Source organism: Paraburkholderia terricola (assembly GCF_003330825.1).
GTDB lineage: Bacteria > Pseudomonadota > Gammaproteobacteria > Burkholderiales > Burkholderiaceae > Paraburkholderia > Paraburkholderia terricola.
Map to the genome: position 1 here is coordinate 974203 of NZ_CP024942.1, position 16921 is coordinate 991123.

At 61.9% G+C, this 16921-nt stretch carries 16 protein-coding genes; 9 read left to right on the forward strand and 7 right to left on the reverse strand.

Annotation, left to right across the window (positions count from 1 at the left end; translation table 11 throughout):
• Nucleotides 1-163: 163 nt before the first annotated feature.
• The 3 genes from CUJ90_RS22910 to CUJ90_RS22920 are packed head-to-tail and all read right to left on the reverse strand — an operon-like array spanning nt 164 to nt 3155.
• On the reverse strand, nt 164-400 hold the full coding sequence (locus CUJ90_RS22910; RefSeq protein ID WP_083082100.1) for a DUF2783 domain-containing protein: 237 nt from the start codon (nt 398-400) through the stop codon (nt 164-166).
• A gap of 44 nt (nt 401-444) precedes the next feature.
• Nucleotides 445-2154, reverse strand: a complete 1710-nt coding sequence (locus CUJ90_RS22915; RefSeq protein WP_114163988.1) for an FAD-dependent oxidoreductase — start codon at nt 2152-2154, stop codon at nt 445-447.
• 41 nt (nt 2155-2195) lie between these two features.
• Nucleotides 2196-3155, reverse strand: coding sequence for an MBL fold metallo-hydrolase (locus CUJ90_RS22920; RefSeq protein WP_083082097.1), 960 nt, complete (start codon nt 3153-3155; stop codon nt 2196-2198).
• 235 nt (nt 3156-3390) lie between these two features.
• Here CUJ90_RS22920 and CUJ90_RS22925 point away from each other — a divergent pair, with 235 nt between their 5' ends.
• Nucleotides 3391-4290: an IclR family transcriptional regulator gene (locus tag CUJ90_RS22925; protein ID WP_083082095.1), complete on the forward strand. Its 900-nt coding sequence runs from the start codon at nt 3391-3393 to the stop codon at nt 4288-4290.
• Entirely contained in the window at nt 4287-5189 is a 903-nt protein-coding gene (locus CUJ90_RS22930; RefSeq protein WP_083082065.1) for an IclR family transcriptional regulator, read from the forward strand. The genes CUJ90_RS22925 and CUJ90_RS22930 overlap by 4 nt, the downstream gene beginning before the upstream one ends.
• Nucleotides 5190-5322: 133 nt before the next feature.
• On the opposite strand, the gene CUJ90_RS22935 is transcribed toward CUJ90_RS22930, so the two are convergent.
• The 3 genes from CUJ90_RS22935 to CUJ90_RS22945 all read right to left on the reverse strand — a co-directional run bounded on the left by CUJ90_RS22935 (nt 5323) and on the right by CUJ90_RS22945 (nt 8200).
• On the reverse strand, nt 5323-6186 hold the full coding sequence (locus CUJ90_RS22935) for a MurR/RpiR family transcriptional regulator (protein ID WP_083082063.1): 864 nt from the start codon (nt 6184-6186) through the stop codon (nt 5323-5325).
• Between the two features lie 94 nt (nt 6187-6280).
• Entirely contained in the window at nt 6281-7363 is a 1083-nt protein-coding gene (locus tag CUJ90_RS22940) for an ABC transporter ATP-binding protein (RefSeq protein WP_083082061.1), read from the reverse strand.
• Nucleotides 7364-7426: 63 nt separating this feature from the next.
• A complete protein-coding gene (locus CUJ90_RS22945) occupies nt 7427-8200 on the reverse strand; it encodes an SDR family oxidoreductase (protein ID WP_114163989.1) in 774 nt (257 codons plus the stop codon).
• 434 nt (nt 8201-8634) lie between these two features.
• On the opposite strand from CUJ90_RS22945, the gene CUJ90_RS22950 reads away from it, so the two are divergent.
• The 7 genes from CUJ90_RS22950 to CUJ90_RS22985 all read left to right on the forward strand — a co-directional run bounded on the left by CUJ90_RS22950 (nt 8635) and on the right by CUJ90_RS22985 (nt 16188).
• Nucleotides 8635-9867 carry an ABC transporter substrate-binding protein gene (locus CUJ90_RS22950; protein ID WP_083082058.1) on the forward strand — a complete coding sequence of 411 codons (1233 nt, stop codon included), beginning with the start codon at nt 8635-8637 and terminating at the stop codon, nt 9865-9867.
• Between the two features lie 163 nt (nt 9868-10030).
• Nucleotides 10031-10921 carry a carbohydrate ABC transporter permease gene (locus tag CUJ90_RS22955; protein WP_083082056.1) on the forward strand — a complete coding sequence of 297 codons (891 nt, stop codon included), beginning with the start codon at nt 10031-10033 and terminating at the stop codon, nt 10919-10921.
• Complete coding sequence (locus CUJ90_RS22960; RefSeq protein WP_073428766.1) at nt 10918-11769, forward strand: carbohydrate ABC transporter permease; 852 nt, start codon at nt 10918-10920, stop codon at nt 11767-11769. The genes CUJ90_RS22955 and CUJ90_RS22960 overlap by 4 nt, the downstream gene beginning before the upstream one ends.
• A 691-nt stretch (nt 11770-12460) precedes the next feature.
• Nucleotides 12461-12931 (forward strand): hypothetical protein, encoded by a 471-nt coding sequence (locus tag CUJ90_RS22970; protein WP_114163990.1) that lies wholly within the window; start codon nt 12461-12463, stop codon nt 12929-12931.
• Between the two features lie 277 nt (nt 12932-13208).
• Nucleotides 13209-14099 carry a LysR family transcriptional regulator gene (locus CUJ90_RS22975; protein WP_083082052.1) on the forward strand — a complete coding sequence of 297 codons (891 nt, stop codon included), beginning with the start codon at nt 13209-13211 and terminating at the stop codon, nt 14097-14099.
• Nucleotides 14100-14263: 164 nt separating this feature from the next.
• Nucleotides 14264-15430 carry a CaiB/BaiF CoA transferase family protein gene (locus CUJ90_RS22980; RefSeq protein WP_114163991.1) on the forward strand — a complete coding sequence of 389 codons (1167 nt, stop codon included), beginning with the start codon at nt 14264-14266 and terminating at the stop codon, nt 15428-15430.
• A complete protein-coding gene (locus CUJ90_RS22985; RefSeq protein WP_083082048.1) occupies nt 15427-16188 on the forward strand; it encodes an enoyl-CoA hydratase in 762 nt (253 codons plus the stop codon). The genes CUJ90_RS22980 and CUJ90_RS22985 overlap by 4 nt, the downstream gene beginning before the upstream one ends.
• Here CUJ90_RS22985 and CUJ90_RS22990 read toward each other — a convergent pair.
• The gene (locus CUJ90_RS22990) at nt 16166-16759 is read right to left on the reverse strand and encodes a nucleoside 2-deoxyribosyltransferase (RefSeq protein ID WP_083082046.1); all 594 of its coding nucleotides are present in this window, start codon (nt 16757-16759) and stop codon (nt 16166-16168) included. The two genes, CUJ90_RS22985 and CUJ90_RS22990, sit on opposite strands and share 23 nt — an antisense overlap.
• Nucleotides 16760-16921 lie beyond the last annotated feature (162 nt).

Here is a 16921-nt window from a genome sequence, read left to right on the forward strand (position 1 = left end):
GGTCCAACGGACCCGCTGGGTCCGGCGTCTTGATGCGCCGCGTTGTGTCTTCTGCTGGAACGGCAGGCGTTGGCGCGGATGCGCAGCGCTGCCGTGGTGGAATGCGCGTGAGCTTTGAAATGGCCACGCGCGTGCTTGCTCTCCTGGTCGCTACGTTGCCGGCTTACGCCGCCAAAGGATGCGCTTCGCCGCCGCGCGGCGACGTGTCTGCCGCGCCTTCGTGCGCGTAACGCATGGCTTCGAGCAGCGTCGCGTGATCGCCGATATGGTTGGCGAGCAACAGGATCAGTTGCGCATTGGCCGACTGGCTCTGCGCGTCGTCCAGATCGCGATGCATGTCGATCAGCGCCTCGTAGAAATCGTCGGGGCGTTCGAGATTGGGTCGCGTGTTCAGTGCCATGTTCGTCTCCTGCTATTTTCTATTCGTGCTTTTGCGTGCTGTTTTCAGGCGGTGCCTTCGACGCACAATGCGCGCTTCAATGCATGCGCCACGGCGTCCACGTCGAGTTGCCGCCAACGCGCGCAGACGTGCTGGTCCGGGCGGATCAGATAGAACGTGCCGGGTTTCGCGTCGTAGCGCGCGCTTGCAAGACCTTCGGCGTCGTGCACGATTTGCACGCCGGTGGAGGACGCGGCCTTTGCATTGCCGCTCGTCACTACAACGAGCTTCAACGGAATCGGACTCGCTTGCAACGCATCCAACGCGGCCTGCGTCGCGTGATCGATGCCTTGCTCACCGCGGAACAACACGCCGGTGAACTGCTGGCCGAGTTGCTGCAACAGCCACGCCGGTTGTCCTTCCTGCTGCACAGGCGCATCGACGCACGACGCGCCCGGCACCATCGCGCCTTCGAAGCTGTCGCTGTCCGCGGTATTCAGCGGGGAATCGCGCAACACCGCCGGCACGGAGAGCCGGCCGCTATTCGTCAACTGCCGCGCAAACGGATGATGGCGCGCGAGCTTCAGCACGGCGTCGCGGAACACGCGGCTCACCGGGCTTTTCGGCGTAATGAAATCGGTTGAGCGCGTGGAGTTGCGGATGTTCTCGTCGGCGGCGAATTCGCGCTCGCTTGCATAGGTATCGAGCAAGGTGTCCGGCGCTTTGCCTTCGAGCACCATCGCCAGTTTCCAGGCGAGATTTTCAGCATCCTGCACGCCGCTATTCGCGCCGCGCGCGCCGAACGGCGACACGCCGTGCGCGGAATCGCCCGCGAACAGCACGTTGCCGTGCCGGAAACGCTCCATGCGCAAGCACGAAAACGTATAGACGCTCACCCATTCCAGTTCGAACTTCGCGTCCGGTCCGAGCAAGGCGCGCACACGCGGAATCACGCGCTCCGGCGTTTTTTCCAGTACAGGGTCAGCGTCCCAGCCGAGCTGGAAATCGATCCGCCACACGTTGTCCGGTTGACGATGCAACAAGACCGACTGATTCGGATGAAACGGCGGATCGAACCAGAACCAGCGCTCGGTCGGAAAGTCCGCTTCCATTTTCACGTCGGCAATCAGGAAGCGATCCTTGAACGTGACGCCCTTGCTGTCGAGTCCCAGCAGATTGCGGATTGGACTGCGCGAACCGTCGGCGGCGACGACATAACGGCCGCGCAGATCATATGGACCGTCGGGTGTGTCGATCGTCAGCGAGACGCCGGCGTCTCGAGCACCCGGCGCACCGTTCTGCGCTACACCGACAACCTTGCTCTTCCAGCGGATCTCGATGTTCGGCATTTCCTGCGCACGTTCGAGCAGGAAACCTTCGACGTAATACTGTTGAAGGTTGATGAACGCGGGCCGATTGTGACCCGCCTCCGGTTGCAGATTGAACGTGTACACCAGCTCGTCTTTCAGGAACACCTTGCCGACATTCCAGCTAATGCCCTTGTCCACCATGCGCTGACCGCAGCCCAGGCGATCGAAGATATCGAGCGAGCGCTTCGAGAAACAGATCGCCCGCGAACCAGCGGACAGCGAGCAATCGTCGTCGACCAGCACGACCGGCACGCCCTGCTGCGCAAGGTCGATCGCGGTGGCGAGACCCACCGGGCCCGCGCCGACCACGATCACGGGATAGGCCGCCTGGTCCGCGCCGCCGCGCTCGGACTGCTCGCGGCACGGCTTGTATTCGAACGACAGCGTCTGGTAGTTGGTGCTCATGTTGTGTCTCCGTCCTTCTCTACTCTGGTGCGCTTTTCTTATCAGGCTTGCAGCGCGTCCCACATTTCCTTGTCGCGCTGCGCGGTCCAGATGCGCGGATGCGTGATGCCGCTGGCTTCGTCGAACGCACGCGAGACGTCGAACGGCAGGCAATGCTCATAGATGAACACATGGCCGAACTTCGGATCCATTGCCTTGCGCGTGTGCGCCATCGCGGCCTTCAGATCGAGCTTCTGTTCGACGGCTTCACGGCCCTGTTGCAGCAGCGTGGTGACGAAGTCCTTCGTGTAATCGAGGCCTTTGTCGACGTCTTCCGGCGTGGTCAGCGCGGGGCCGCGGCCCGGCACCAGCTTGTCCGCTTTTAGCGCGCGCAGCGCTTCGAGCGTGGCCGGCCATTGTTCGAGCTGCGCGTCGCCGCAATAGCACGCCGCGTCGTACTCGACCAGGTCACCGGAGAACAGCACCTTCTGCGACGGCAGCCACACCACCGTGTCGCCCTTCGTATGGCCGGCGCCCAGATGCGCGATGCGCACTTCGAGCTTGCCGAGGAACAGTGTCATTTCCTTTTCGAACACGAGCGTCGGCCACGTCAAGCCGGGCACCGTTTCGACGCCGGCGAACAAACGCGGGAAGCGTTCGATTTCCGACTTCATATCCGCTTCGCCGCGCTCGACGATCATTTCGTAGGTGCCGCGGCTCGCGATCACCTCTTGCGCGCCTTCCTTGAAATACGCGGAGGCGCCGAGCACGCGCACCGCGTGGTAATGCGAGAGCACGACGTATTTGATCGGTTTATCCGTGACGCTGCGGATGCGGGCGATGAGGTCTTGCGCCATCGCCGGCGTGGCGGTGGTGTCGACGATCAGCACGCCGTCGTCGCCGATGATCACGCCGGAATTCGGATCGCCCTCGGCGGTGTACGCGTAGGCGTTCTCGGACAATTGCGTCCATGTGACTTTCTTGACTTCCAGATCGGCCTGGGATGCGAATGCCTTTGCCATGCTTGTCTCCCTCGAGAATTGGATATGAGGCGAGACGGCCGACCGCGCGCGACTGCGCTGGCTGCGGTATTGGAGGATTGTCTCGCCCCGTTTTGACTCTGTGACTGCGCCGGTATGTCGGGGTGAATGCATCTTATGGCTGCGTCCGTTTATTTGTCAATAGCGAAGTGTATCGCCATACGCAAATTCATCGAGGACTAAGATGAGGACAGGAAGACGCACGCCTTCGGTTAACATGAACCCTTTTTCACAGACGAGCTCGGGTGTGAGCAAAGCAGCGAAACCAGCCACCGGCAAAAACGCCGGCGGCAACGAGACGGCGGACGGCGGCAAGACGCAGCGCGGCATTCAGAGCGTCGAGGTCGGTGGCCGCGTGTTGCTGGCGCTCGCGCAGGCGCGCGGTCCGCTGGCGTTGTCGGATCTCGCCGCCGCCGCACAGATCGCGCCGGGGCAGGCGCATGCGTATCTGGTGAGTTTGAGCCGCTTAGGTCTGATCAAACGCGACGAGTTATCCGGCCGATACGAACCGGGGCCGCTTTCCTTGCGGCTCGGTTTGCTGCATCTGGAGAATCAGCCGGCGTTTCGCGCCGCCGTGCCGCGCGTGGCGGCGTTGGCCGAAGCGATCGGCTTGAGCGTCGCGATTTGCATTGCGGGACCGCAAGGGCCGACCATCGTTCGCTATGAACATGCGGGGTTTCCGTTGCACGTGAATCTGCATGTGGGCACGGTGATGTCGCTGCCGGCCACGTCGACGGGTCGCGTGTTTTGCGCTTATCTGCCGCGCGAGGCGGTTGAGGCGATGTGGGCGAATCAGTCGGGCGGGGCGTCGTCAGGGAAAATCGCGGCCATGATGCCGGCCGATGAACGCGCCGCTTTTGAGGCGACGCTGGTCGCGATTCGCACGCGCGGACTGGAAACCAGCGTGGATGCGCCGAGTCCGGGCATCAGCAGTTTGAGTGCGCCGGTGCTGGATACCGACGGCCGCTTATCGCTCGCGTTGACCGTGATCGGCTCGACCGGCGCGATCGACGTCGCGGCCGATGGTGCGATCGCTCGCGCGTTGCTCGCCGCGGCTCATGACATCGGCGCCGAGTTGGCGGCAGCGCCTTCCTTATTGGCTACTTCCGCATCGTGACTGATTCTCTCGACACTTCGCACACCGCCGCCGCTTCCACGGATACGAAACCGCAGCGCGGCATTCAATCGCTCGATAGCACGGGCGAGCTGCTCGCGGCGCTGGTCGCGGCCGCGCGGCCCTTGACCTTGCGCGACCTGGCGGCGGCTGCGGGCATGCCGCCGGCGAAGGCGTTTCCGCATCTGGTGAGTCTGCTGAAAATCGGCTTGCTCGATCGCGATGCGGCGGGCTGTTTCCTGGCGGGGCCGCTTGCGCTGGAGCTTGGGTTGATCGGCTTGCAGCGCTTGTCGCCGACGCGGGAGGCCGAGCCGGAAGTGGTGGAACTGGCGGCGTCGACGGCGATGAGCGTCGCGATGGCCGTGCTCGGGCCGCTCGGGCCAACCGTCGTGCGGCTCGAGGAATCGGCGCGGCCGCTGCATGTGAGCTTGCGGGTCGGCACCGTGATGTCGCTGGTGAATACGGCGATTGGACGCGTGTTCGCGGCCTATGTCGCGGACGATGTGCGCGTTGGGCTGTTGGCGCAGGATCATTTGCGGCTGGCGGGGGCTCAGGCTGCCGAGGTTTTCGTGGGGAAGGTGCTTGACGATCCGGCGGCGCTGAAAGGCGCAGGTCGTAAGAACGCCGCGCCACCGCTGCCGCAGTTGAGCAAAGCCTACGCGCAGCGCCTTGCGCAAATCCGCGCGGACGGCATCGATACTGCTCTCAGCCGCCCTGTGCCTGGTATCGACACGCTGGCCGCGCCGGTGTTCGACCATACCGGCAGCATTTGCCTCGTGCTCGCGCTGATGGGGCCGAGCGGCAGCTTCGATAGCGAGCCGGCCGGTGCGCCAGCGCAGACGTTGCGGGCGGCGGCGTCGAGGTTGTCGCGGCGGTTTGGGTGGATGGCGGGGGCGGGGTGAACGCTTGCCAGGCAGGCGGCGGCTGGCGGAAACAATCGTTTTGGCAGTCGAATAATCGAATGGCGTAAACCGCACCCTTCTCACACGGCTGGCTCGCTCATTCCGAACAACCGACTAAACGCCACTCACCGCATCAATCCCCCGCCGCCTCCGGCTCATGCGACGCCAACCGCGCTTTCGCATGCCGCACCTTCTCCAGGGTTTTGGGACCCGCTTTAAGCGCGACGCCGATAGCCAGCGCATCCATGATGCACAAATGCACGAGCCGCGACACGCCCGGCGTGTTCGGATCAATCGGACTCGGCACGCGCAATAACAGCGGAATATCGACCAGCCACGCCAACCGCGAACCGACATTAGTCAGCGCAATCGTGGTCGCCCCACGCTCTTTGGCGATCTGAATGCTTTCATTCACTTCGACGCTGCGCCCCGAATGCGAAATCGCAAAGGCCACATCGCCCGGCTCCATCAGCCCCGCATAAAGCCGCTGCAAATGGCCGTCGGTAAAAGCCGTCGACGCGATATCGAGCCGCAAGAACCTCAACGCCGCATCCTGCGCAACGAGCCCCGACCCCGAGCCGACGCCAAAGAAAAACACCCGCCGCGCGCTCGACAACGCCGCAATCGCACTCTCGACCACCGCCGGATCGAGCGCAGCTTGCGCATGCGTGATTCCATCGACGGCAGCCTCGCCGACCTTGTCGATCAACGTCTTCACATCGTCGTCACGCGCGACCGCCGTGGACGCATACGGCACCCCGCCCGCCACGCTCTGCGCCAGTTGCATCTTGAAGTCGCGCAAACCATGCGCACCGATCGCGCGACAAAACCGCGTAACGGAAGGCTCGGAAACCTCCGCGCGCTGCGCGAGTTCAGTGATGCTCGCGCGCATCGCGAAGTCGACATCGCTCAGCACCATCTCGGCGACCTTGCGCTCGGCGGGCCGCAGATTAGCCAGTGCGCTGCGGATGTGAGGAATCAAGTTCGGTGCGGACACCCGGTGTTCCTTATGGGTTAAATGAATCCGCGTCGCGTCGCAGCTTCAATCACTTTCATTCGGCTCGAATCATGCTCGAGCGGCAACGCGCGGTTCAGACCAGCCTGCGTCCACTCTGCGTATCGAACAGATGAATATGCTCGGCCGGCAGACGCAGCGTGACGCGCTGACCGGGCTCGACCTTCGAGCGCTGGCGAGTCGTCACGCACCACATGCCGCCGCCTATTTTCCCGTACAAGTGGGTCTCGGCGCCAGTCGGCTCGACGACTTCCACTGCCATCGTGGCGTCCGGCGTTTGCGTCATGGTCTCGATGTGTTCGGGCCGCACGCCGAGCGTGACCTTCGCGCCGACCACCGCCGACGCGGGCGCGCCCTCCAGCACGATCTCGCCGCCGTCGTTCAGTTTCAACGCGAGGCCCTGCCCTTGCGCGCGACGCTCCAGCACGCCTTCGGCGAAATTCATCGACGGCGAACCAAGAAAGCTCGCGACGAACAGGTTCGCCGGATGGTCATACAGTTCCAACGGACGCCCGATCTGCTCGATCCGCCCCGCGTTCATCACGACGATGCGATCGGCCATCGTCATCGCTTCGATCTGGTCGTGCGTGACGTAGATCACCGTGTTCTTCAACCGCTGATGCAGTGCCTTGATTTCCGTGCGCATCTGCACGCGCAATTTCGCGTCGAGATTGGACAGCGGTTCGTCGAACAGGAACAGCGACGGTTCGCGCACCACCGCGCGCCCCATTGCCACACGTTGCCGCTGACCACCGGAAAGCGCACGTGGCAAGCGGTCCAGATAACCGCCGAGGTTCAGCATCTTCGCGGCGGCTTCAATGCGCGGCTTGAAATTCGCCGCCGCTTCCTTGCGAATCCGCGGCCCGAAAGCAATGTTCTCGTAGACCGAAAGATGCGGATAAAGCGCGTAGCTCTGAAACACCATCGAGATATTGCGCTGCTGCGGCGGCAGCGTATTCGCACGCGTGCCGCCGATCATCAGATCGCCGCCGCTGATTTCCTCGAGCCCCGCCACCATGCGCATCAGCGTGCTCTTGCCGCAGCCCGACGGACCGACGAGCACGACGAACTCGCCGTCGTCGATATGCAGATCGATGCCGTGCACCACTTGCGTGTCGCCATAGCGTTTGAAGATGCCGCTCAGTTGCACTGCTGCCATGCTGTCCTCATCGTCGTGCTTCGTTGGTTCCACTTCGCGCGGGGTTCGACGTGCTCAAACCTCTTACAGCGATTCGAGCGTCAGTTCTTCCGCCATCAGACGATTGCCCGCCATCAGGCCGCCGTCGACCGGCAACGCGACGCCGGTAATCACCCGCGCCATCGGCGACGCAAGGAACAACACCGCATCCGCTATATCGTCAGGCGTCGCGAAGTCGCGCAACGGGTACCACTTCTTCAGATCCTCGAACACTTGCGGGTTTCGATCGACGCGCGCCTGCCACGCTTGCGTCTTCACCGTGCCCGGACAGACGATATTCGCGCGAATCCCGTAGCGGCCGAGTTCAACCGCGAGCGCCTTCGCGTAACTGATGAGCCCGGCCTTCGCCGCGCTATACGCCGGATGACCGAGCGCGGCCATGCCGTTCACCGAGCCGATCAACACGAGCGCGCCCTGGCGCCGCTCGATCATCGACGCGCGCACCGCTTCCACCGTGTGATACGTGCCGTTCAGATTCAAATGAATGTCGCGTTGCCAGCTCGCGGCATCGGTTGTGGCGAGCGTGAGCCCTTCCGCCGCGCCCGCGTTGGCGACCAGCACGTCCACCGGACCGCGCGACTTGACCGCGCCGGCCACCGCTTGCTGCACCGCGGCGGCGTCGCAGAGATCGGCTGTAATCGGCGTGACGTGCGCCGCGCCGAGTTGCGCGGCCAAGCCGTGAAGCGCGACCGCGTCGATGTCGAGCGCGAGCACCGTATCGCCCTGCTCCACGAAACGCCTGCACAACACGCTGCCGATGCCGCCGCAAGCGCCCGTGACCAACACCACACGATTCATGTCTGCCCTCGCTCCTGATTCGCTGCCGGGGATCGCATCTGGCCTGTAAATTTATTACACACTGACTTTCAATGCGGTTGCCTAGCCATCCCGAAGATTGGGTATCCGTGACTTCGCGCAATACAGAATACCCCTTGGTTTAGAGCATCTTATGCACAAACACGGCTGAGAAGAAATATCGCAGACCCTACGTGACAAGCTATTTTGCGTCCTGTAGGATTTTTTCAAACAATTCAACCGCAGCGGCCGGCGACGGCAGCGGACCACCCCCAACCATCGTTGGATGGACCGGCGTAAGCGTTAAAGCACTAACTCCGATCGACACGTTGGTTGGGACCGGAGTAAACGCTCAAGCGCTAACTCCGATCGACACCGCTGGTTGGGACCGGAGTAAGCGCTAAAGCGCTAACTCCGATCGACACAGGAGAGAGAGAATGTCGTTGCATGCCCGTGCTTCCCTCGCGCTAGGCAAAGTTGCCGTGGCGCTCGCGTTTGCAGGTATCGCCGTGGCGGCTCATGCCGACACGGTCCGCGTCACCGTCGCGCATTACAGCGACGCCACCGCGCCGTACTTCGAAAAAATGGCCCGCAACTTCGAGAAGGCCAATCCCGGCACGACCATCAAGATCGAAGACGTGAACTGGGACACGCTGCAACAGAAACTCCAAACCGACATTTCCGGTGGCGCCAACGCCGACCTCGCGATCGTCGGCACGCGCTGGCTGCTCGACTTCGTGAAGGACGACGTCGCCGAACCGCTCGACGGCTACATGGACGCGAGCTTCAAGGGCCGCTTCATCGGCCCGTTCCTCGCACCGGGCGAAATCAACGGCAAGGTGTACGGCTTGCCGATCGCCGCATCCGCGCGCGCGCTCTATTACAACAAAGACCTGCTCGCGAAGGTCGGCTATCCCGACGGCCCGAAAACCTGGAACGACGTGATAGAAGCGTCGAAGAAACTGAAGGCTCAAGGCGTTGCCGGCTTCGGCCTGCAAGGCAAGGAAATCGAAACGGACGTCTACTATTACTACGCGCTGTGGACCAACGGCGGCGACGTCGTCGGCAAGGACAGCAAGGCCGCGTTCAATTCGGCGGCCGGCATCAAGGCGGCCACGCTCTATAAGACGATGATCGATCAGGGTCTGACGCAACCGGGCGTGACCGGCTTCAGCCGCGAGGACGTGCAGAACCTGTTCAAGCAGGGCCGCGTCGCGATGATGATCTCCGCGCCGTTCCTCGCGAAGCAGATCAAGAAGGAAGCGCCGAACCTGAAGTACGGCATCGATCCGATTCCGATGGGCACGACGCACGCCACCTATGCGGTGACGGACTCGATCGTGATGTTCAAGAACTCCAAGGTGAAGAAGTCCGCGTGGAAGTTCCTCGACTATCTGTTCACGAAAGAACCGCGTGTGGAGTTCACGACGACCGAAGGCTTCCTGCCGACCACCAAGGCGGAATCGAGCGATCCGGCGTTCAACGATCCCGACACCAAGGCTTTCGTCGCGTTGCTGCCGACGGCCCGCTTCGCACCGACCGTGACCGGCTGGGAAGACACCGCGAAGGCCGTGACCGATGCGATGCAATCGGTCTACCTGGGCAAGGCGAAACCGGCGGATGCGTTGAACGCGGCGGCCACGCAAGCGAACAAGTCGCTCGGTCATTGATCGCTGTGTGGTTGCGCAGCGATTTCTTTGTAAGTTGCTGAACACGAAACGCGCGCCGCCGTTGCGAAGGCGGCGCGCGTTTCGCTCGTATTGCACGAATGCAGTATCCGGCCCATCCCGTCGCGTGCGCTGATTGACGCACGCCTCTTACGATCGAGCACGCATGAGCCGTTCCGCTTCTTCGCGCCTGCAAGCGCCCTGGTTGCTGATTGCGCCGAGCCTGGTGTTGGCGCTGTTCATCATCAGCTATCCGATTTTCAACATCGTGTGGCAATCGCTGCACGAGGTATCGCGCTTCGGCGCGATTCGCGGCTTCACCGGTCTGCAAAACTTCTACACCGTCTTTACCGATCCCACGTTTCTCTCGGCGGCTCGCCGGACGATTGTCTGGACCGTGTTCGTGGTGGGCGGCACGGTGTTGATTTCGGTGCCGGTTGCGCTGGTGCTGAATCAGGATTTCCATGGACGCGGCGTGGCGCGCACGATCGTGATGCTGCCGTGGTCCGTCTCGCTGACAATGACCGCCGTCGTGTGGCGCTGGTCCTTCAACGATGACTACGGCATGGTCAACGTGACGTTGCAGCGCTTGGGGTTGATCAACGGCCCGATCCATTGGCTGGCGACGCCGGAGCTCGCGTTTCCCGTGGAGATCGCGGTGGGCATTCTGGTGTCGATTCCCTTTACGGTGACGATTCTGCTGGGCGGGTTGTCGTCGGTGCCGGGCGATATTTACGAAGCGGCGCGCATGGATGGCGCGAGCGCCTGGCAGCAGTTTCGCAAGCTGACGATGCCGCTGTTGCGGCCGTTCATCAACATGGCGATTCTGTTGAACGTGATCTATGTGTTCAACTCGTTTCCGATTATCTGGGTCATGACGCAAGGCGGGCCGGATAACAGCACGCATATTCTCGTCACGTATCTGTACGAGCTAGGATTCCGGCTGGGGCGTCCCGGCGAAGCCGCGGCGGTGTCGCTGATCATGCTCGTCATGCTGTTCGTTTTTTCGATCGCCTATCTGCGCTTGCAGCCCGCGAAAGAAGGAGATCCGATATGAGCCTCAGCTTGAAGACCAAGCGCTCGCTGTGGTGCTGGTTGGCGTTGTCGCCGCTGGTTGTGGTGGTGTTGTTTCCGTTTGCCGTGATGTTGTTTACTGCGTTGAAGCCGGCTTCGGAAATCTTTGTTTATCCGGCGCGGTGGTTGCCGGTGCATTGGCAGTGGAGCAATTTTGTCGATATGTGGAAGGCGGCTAATTTCGGTGTGGCTTTGCGGAACAGCACCGTGATCAGTTTGCTGTCGACGTTGCTTGCGCTGGCGGTGAGCTTGCCGTCGGCTTATGCGTTGGCGCGGTTTCCGTTTCGCGGGCGAGGGTTGTATCGACAGTTTCTTCTGGTGACGCAGATGTTGTCGCCGATCTTGCTGGTGGTGGGCCTGTTCCGGCTCGCCGCGATGATTCCTTATGGCGATGGGAATCTGGTTGACTCCAAGATTGGGGTTATCGTTTCTTATGCGGCTTTTAATATCGCATTTGCTGTTTGGATGTTGTCTTCTTACTTTCAGACTGTGCCGCGAGATCTCGAGGAAGCGGCTTGGCTCGAGGGGTGCGGGAGGACGAGGGCTGTTTTCAAGGTGTTCTTGCCGTTAGCCGTGCCTGCGATTGTCGTTACAGCGATCTTTACTTTTATCAATGCGTGGAATGAGTTTGCTGTTGTTTATACGTTGATTCGGTCGCCGGAGAATAAGACGCTTACCGTGCAAGTGACTGATATGGTCGCAGGGAAGTATGTTGTCGAGTGGCATCTTGTGATGGCCGCCACGCTTTGTGCGACTTTGCCGGTCTCGGTGGTGTTTGCGTGGTTGCAGAGGTATTTGGTTAAGGGGTTGGCGTTGGGAGGGGTGAAGTAGGGGTCTTTATTGCCGTGGTTGAAGGTCTCGCGTTTTTCAGCGGTTCAGCAAGGCAATGAGGATCCATGCGATGAACAACGCGATGATGAAACTCGCCACGAGCAGCACGCCCACTATTACGTCTTTCATGCCCTTCAACGCCCACGGCGCCGAATAGGCGGAAAAGCGGCGCGAGTAGCCGATAGCCGTTCTCGCTGTACAACCAATCCAGAAGCGGGCTAATCCTCGTGATGCCCAAAAGACCGGCACAGTTAGCCGAGGCCAATAGGACGCGCAGCAGTACCTTTTCTTAGAAACTTGAGAACTAACTGGGATTATTTAAGAAATACGGCATCCGAGCATGCAGTGCTTTTGACGCGAGCCCGCCAATCAAATCCTTATCCAATCAGCGAAACCCGACCATTTATCCCACCCAGTTGAACATTACCCTCTCACCCCGCTTATAATCACCAAGCCCTCGGAAAAACACCCAAGGGCCGGGTTTGGAAGCCTGTTGTTCTAACCGCACATCCGCCCACGCGGGTCGTGCGTCTACCCTGCACGTCCTCAACAATGGGCGGGCCGTGGTGGGAGAGCCGCGAGGCTCGCCGGCTCGTTAGAACACCGGTCTTCCAATCCCATCACGTGCCCGCTCACCACCTTAAAGCGAGTGTCGGGCACCCCAAAGCAAGTCAAAAAGGGAGATCGCATCATGACCAAAACCACAAAACAACAACCCGCATCACGCCCGCCAGTCGACGCACTCCAATACGAAAAGCTCGCCCTATCCGCCTTCGACTTATGCGACCGGCAGATGAGCAAACTGGAAACGCTAATCGCACTAGCAGCCACGCTCTGTAAAAACCCGGCAATCACCAGCGACGAACGTCGCCGCCAGCGAACCATGCTCGAATTACTCGTCCAAACAGGCGAGCAATACCAGCAGGAACTTGCCTGCGACCGCGAACTTTTTCAGGTTATCGCCCTGGACGCCAAGGGCATCGCTCACACGCGCATCACGGCCGGCCAGGCCACGCGCCTACTAGCGGACGCATCGAAGATAGCGGCGGAAACCCCGACGCCGGCCAAAACCACGCCACGCAAACGCACGCCCGTCAAAGTCAAAAGCGCGTCGAGCGTGAGCGCGGACATCGCGCGTCAGCCGATCCGACTCAAGCACTAACTCACCACCCGCGCCCAACGTCCCGGACAAACAAACGAAAGAGAAGCGACAAACACCAATCCGTCCAGACCTCAAGCCGGCGAGAAAACCGCAAAACAGCCCGCGGATCGATACCCCCTTTATCGACGCGGGCTCACCAATGCCCACGCACTCAGCCCAACTCCACCCCCGGCTATCATGTGCAAAACGCGGCATCGCGAAACAACACCCGGCGCGTCCAGCGCCGCAACAAAACCACCCAACGCTCAAGCCCGAAAAGCCACGCCCGGAGCCCCCGTTGAAATTCGACACCACCACCGTCCGACTGATCCTCGCCATCGTGGAAGAAGGCAGCATCTCGCGCGCCGCCGACAAACTCGGCCTCGCGGTAGCGGCCGCCTCCCGCCGCGTGTCGGACCTGGAAGAACAACTCGGCGCCAAGCTATTCAAGCGCGTGCCGCACGGCGTCGAAGTCACGGAATCGGGCGCGAAGCTGCTGCAATACATCCGGCAAATCGACAACCTCATCGACCGCCTCGAAGGCGACGCACAAGCGCTCAATCATGGCCTCGACGGGCGCATCATCATCGGCGCGCCGAAAGCCGTCGTCATCCAGTTTCTGGCGCGCGAGATTGCCGACATTCAGCGCAAGTATCCCGGCATCACGTTGAAGATCGTCGAGGAGAACAGCAAGATCGTGCAGCAACTGCTGCGCGACAAAGTAATCGACGTGGGCATCTACGAAAAGAAAAGCGGCTTTCTCGATCTCGCCAAATCGCCGTACAAGGAAGACCGCCTGGTGCTGGTCTATAGCCGCGCGCATTTCCAGTTTCACGACGACCCGGTCGGCATCGACGATATCCTCGACCTTCCCATCGTGAGCCTCGGCAAAGGCTCGGCGGTTCTATCCGCGGTGCAACGCGCGTATCGCAGCCGCGGGCGGCTGTTCCCCGACAATTTCACCGTCAGCGGCTTCGACACCATGCTCGCGATGGTGCGTCATGGCCTCGGCGTCGGCTTGATGCCGCCCGACGTCTTAAGCAGTTTCCATCCCGAGAAAGCGCTTGCAGCGGCGGAACTCCAGGGCGACTGGCACCAGCGCGGCTACGTTCTCTCCTTCGTCGAGGGGCACGCGCAGGAACAGACGCTGCGCAACGTCGTCGCCGAATTGCTCGGCAAACCCGCGTAGTCGACAAACCCTCTCCGGTTTCGCGAGCCACGAAACCAGACATGACCCAGCCATTCTTGCGGCGACCCTGTCAGTAGCGGACAGTGAGGCAAAGAGCCGGCGACCGCGTCCAAAGCGTGATCGACCGGTTCACGAAACTCACTGCCCTACAGAGGAACCCCGCAATGAGCGAATCGAAGCATCTGCCGCTGCAAGACATCCGCGTGCTGGACGTGAGCCAGGTCATGGCGGGCCCGTTCGCCTGCATGCTGCTGGCGGACCTGGGCGCGGACGTCATCAAGGTGGAGCCGCCCGAAGGCGATCAGACGCGCGGCGCAATGGGCTTCAAGATGAAGGGGCCCGACAGCCTGGGCTTCCTGAACCTGAACCGCAACAAGCGCTCGGTGACGCTGGACCTCAAGAGCGAAGAAGGTCGCGAACTCTTCTACAAGCTCGCCAGGACCGCTGACGTAGTCATCGAAAACTATCGGCCCGGCGTGGTGCAGCGCCTGCGTATCGACTACGAAGCGATCAAGGCAATCAACCCGAAGATCGTCTACGTCAGCATTTCCGGCTTCGGACAAAGCGGGCCGTGGGCCTCGCGCCCAGGCTTCGACCTCATGGCGCAAGCCATGTCCGGCGTCATGAGCGTGACCGGCTACAAGGGCGGCAAACCCGTCAAGGCCGGCGTGCCCGTCGCGGACATCGGCTGCGCGCTGTTCGCGGTGTACGGTCTGTTGTCGGCGTATATCGGCGCGCAGAAAACGGGCGAGGGTCAGCACATCGACGCGTCGCTGTTCGATTCGGTCATGGCCTTCTCGATCTGGGACATGTCGGATTACTGGGGCACCGGCGTGCCGCCGACGCCGCTCGGCACCAGCAACAAGATGAGCGCGCCCTATCAGGCGGTCAAGGCGCGCGACGGCTACTTCGTGATGGGCGCGACGAATCAGAAGCTTTGGACGAAGCTGTGTGAACTGCTGGAGCGCCCGGACCTCATCCATCACGCGGACTATGCAACCGTGTCGTTGCGCCTGAAGAATCGCGAAGCAATGATCGAAGTACTGGAGCACGAATTCGCCAGGCGCGACAGCGCCGACTGGGTCGACGCGATGCTCGCCACCGGCATTCCGGCTGGCCCGATTCTGTCCTATCCCGAAGCGTTCGACAGCGAGCACGCCAGGCACCGCGGCATGTGCATGGAGATCGATCACCCCAACGAAGGCAAGGTGAAGAACATCGGCTTTGCCGTCAAACTGCTCGGCACGCCGCCGCAGGTGCGTCGTCATCCGCCGCTATTGGGCGAGCACAACGACGAGATCTTCGCCGAAATCAACGGGACGGCATCATGAGCGAGCCAGTCAAACTCACACTGCATCCGTCAGGCGCGGCGGAGATCCTAATCGACCGCCCCGAGCGGCATAACGCGATGACGCTCGACATGTACGAGTCGCTACTCGCGTCGATCGGCGAGTGCGAGCACAACCGCGACGTGCGCTGCCTTCTGTTTCGCGGCGCGGGCGGCAAGTCTTTTATTTCCGGCACCGACATCGCGTACTTCAAAAACTTCCGCGACGGACGCGATGGCATCGCCTACGAGGCGTTCGTCGAACGCGTGATCGATACGGTCGAACGCATTGCGATTCCGACGATCGCCGTGATCGACGGATGGGCCGTCGGCGGCGGCCTCGCACTCGCGACCGCGTGCGACTTCCGCCTCTGCACCGACGCTTCGCGCTTCGGCGCGCCGATCGCAAAGACGCTCTCCAACACGCTGTCGTCGCGCAACATCGCACGCTTGCAGGCGGCGCTCGGCGTGCCGCGCGTCAAGAAGATGTTGTTGCTCGCCGATTACCTCACGGCGCAAGAGGCGTCGGCATGCGGCTTTGTCTATGACGTGTGCCCGCAAGACGCATTGCAAGACGCCGCTCATGCGCTCGCGCAGCGGCTCATCGCGCTTTCGCCGGTCACGCAAAAGGCCGTGAAGGAAAGCGTGCGCCGCATCGTCGTTGAACAGCGGCTCGATGACGAAGATCTGATCGAAGAGGTTTACGGCAGCGCCCGGTTCAAGGACGCCGTAATCGCCTTCACGTCGGGATCGCGTTCCTGAAAGCGCCGTACAAGGTCTTCGCGAGCGCGGTCATGTCATCGCCGCCCTCGCGAAGCGATGCAATTTCGGCGCCTCTGCTCAACGTTTCCTCGACTCTGCGCGCGCGATCCCGCGCAATGGCTTCATCAACGGCTCGCGGCAACGCCGACAGTCGATCGATCACGTCGAACTCGCCCAAGCCGGTCAGCATGGGATTATCGGAACCACCGAGCATCGACCGCGCGTCGGCCTTGAAGAGCACGAGCGGCTTGCCCGCATGCCAGGCGAGCGACGCCTCGACCACCGTGCCCTCGTCGGCCACGCGTCCGTTCAGATTGGCGACGACCACATCGCAGCGCCTGAGCAACTGATACGTGTCGAGACTGAAAATCGCACGGTCGAGAATGCGCGCGGCTTCGTCGGCCGACGCGCCCAGCTTCTCCAGTTCCGGCTTCAGTCTCGCGAACTCCAGGCCGTCGCGATGCGGAAGGAAGGTCGCGTAACCCGCGGCTTCCAGCGTGCGGGCGATCGAATCCATTTCCGCGCGCTCGGCGGCATTGAAGAGCGGGCCGGCGCAATAGGCTCGTGGCATCTTCCACGTCTCCTTGAGGGATGATCGAGACCGGCGGCAGGCGGTCCCTTCGAAGACACCGATTATAGGAGCGCAGGCGCGCAGCCGACGCCACGTTGACTATGACCGATATCGCCCGTTCGCACCGGCACATTGGAATACACTAGATTGCTTTCCAGCCTC

Excerpts from the sequence above, each read along its gene's own strand:
- CUJ90_RS22910 (WP_083082100.1), bottom strand. The coding sequence starts at position 400 with ATGGCACTGAACACGCGACCCAATCTCGAACGCCCCGACGATTTCTAC.
- CUJ90_RS22915 (WP_114163988.1), bottom strand. The coding sequence starts at position 2,154 with ATGAGCACCAACTACCAGACGCTGTCGTTCGAATACAAGCCGTGCCGC.
- CUJ90_RS22920 (WP_083082097.1), bottom strand. The coding sequence starts at position 3,155 with ATGGCAAAGGCATTCGCATCCCAGGCCGATCTGGAAGTCAAGAAAGTC.
- CUJ90_RS22925 (WP_083082095.1), top strand. The coding sequence starts at position 3,391 with ATGAACCCTTTTTCACAGACGAGCTCGGGTGTGAGCAAAGCAGCGAAA.
- CUJ90_RS22940 (WP_083082061.1), bottom strand. The coding sequence starts at position 7,363 with ATGGCAGCAGTGCAACTGAGCGGCATCTTCAAACGCTATGGCGACACG.
- CUJ90_RS22945 (WP_114163989.1), bottom strand. The coding sequence starts at position 8,200 with ATGAATCGTGTGGTGTTGGTCACGGGCGCTTGCGGCGGCATCGGCAGC.
- CUJ90_RS22950 (WP_083082058.1), top strand. The coding sequence starts at position 8,635 with ATGTCGTTGCATGCCCGTGCTTCCCTCGCGCTAGGCAAAGTTGCCGTG.
- CUJ90_RS22955 (WP_083082056.1), top strand. The coding sequence starts at position 10,031 with ATGAGCCGTTCCGCTTCTTCGCGCCTGCAAGCGCCCTGGTTGCTGATT.
- CUJ90_RS22960 (WP_073428766.1), top strand. The coding sequence starts at position 10,918 with ATGAGCCTCAGCTTGAAGACCAAGCGCTCGCTGTGGTGCTGGTTGGCG.
- CUJ90_RS22970 (WP_114163990.1), top strand. The coding sequence starts at position 12,461 with ATGACCAAAACCACAAAACAACAACCCGCATCACGCCCGCCAGTCGAC.
- CUJ90_RS22980 (WP_114163991.1), top strand. The coding sequence starts at position 14,264 with ATGAGCGAATCGAAGCATCTGCCGCTGCAAGACATCCGCGTGCTGGAC.
- CUJ90_RS22985 (WP_083082048.1), top strand. The coding sequence starts at position 15,427 with ATGAGCGAGCCAGTCAAACTCACACTGCATCCGTCAGGCGCGGCGGAG.
- CUJ90_RS22990 (WP_083082046.1), bottom strand. The coding sequence starts at position 16,759 with ATGCCACGAGCCTATTGCGCCGGCCCGCTCTTCAATGCCGCCGAGCGC.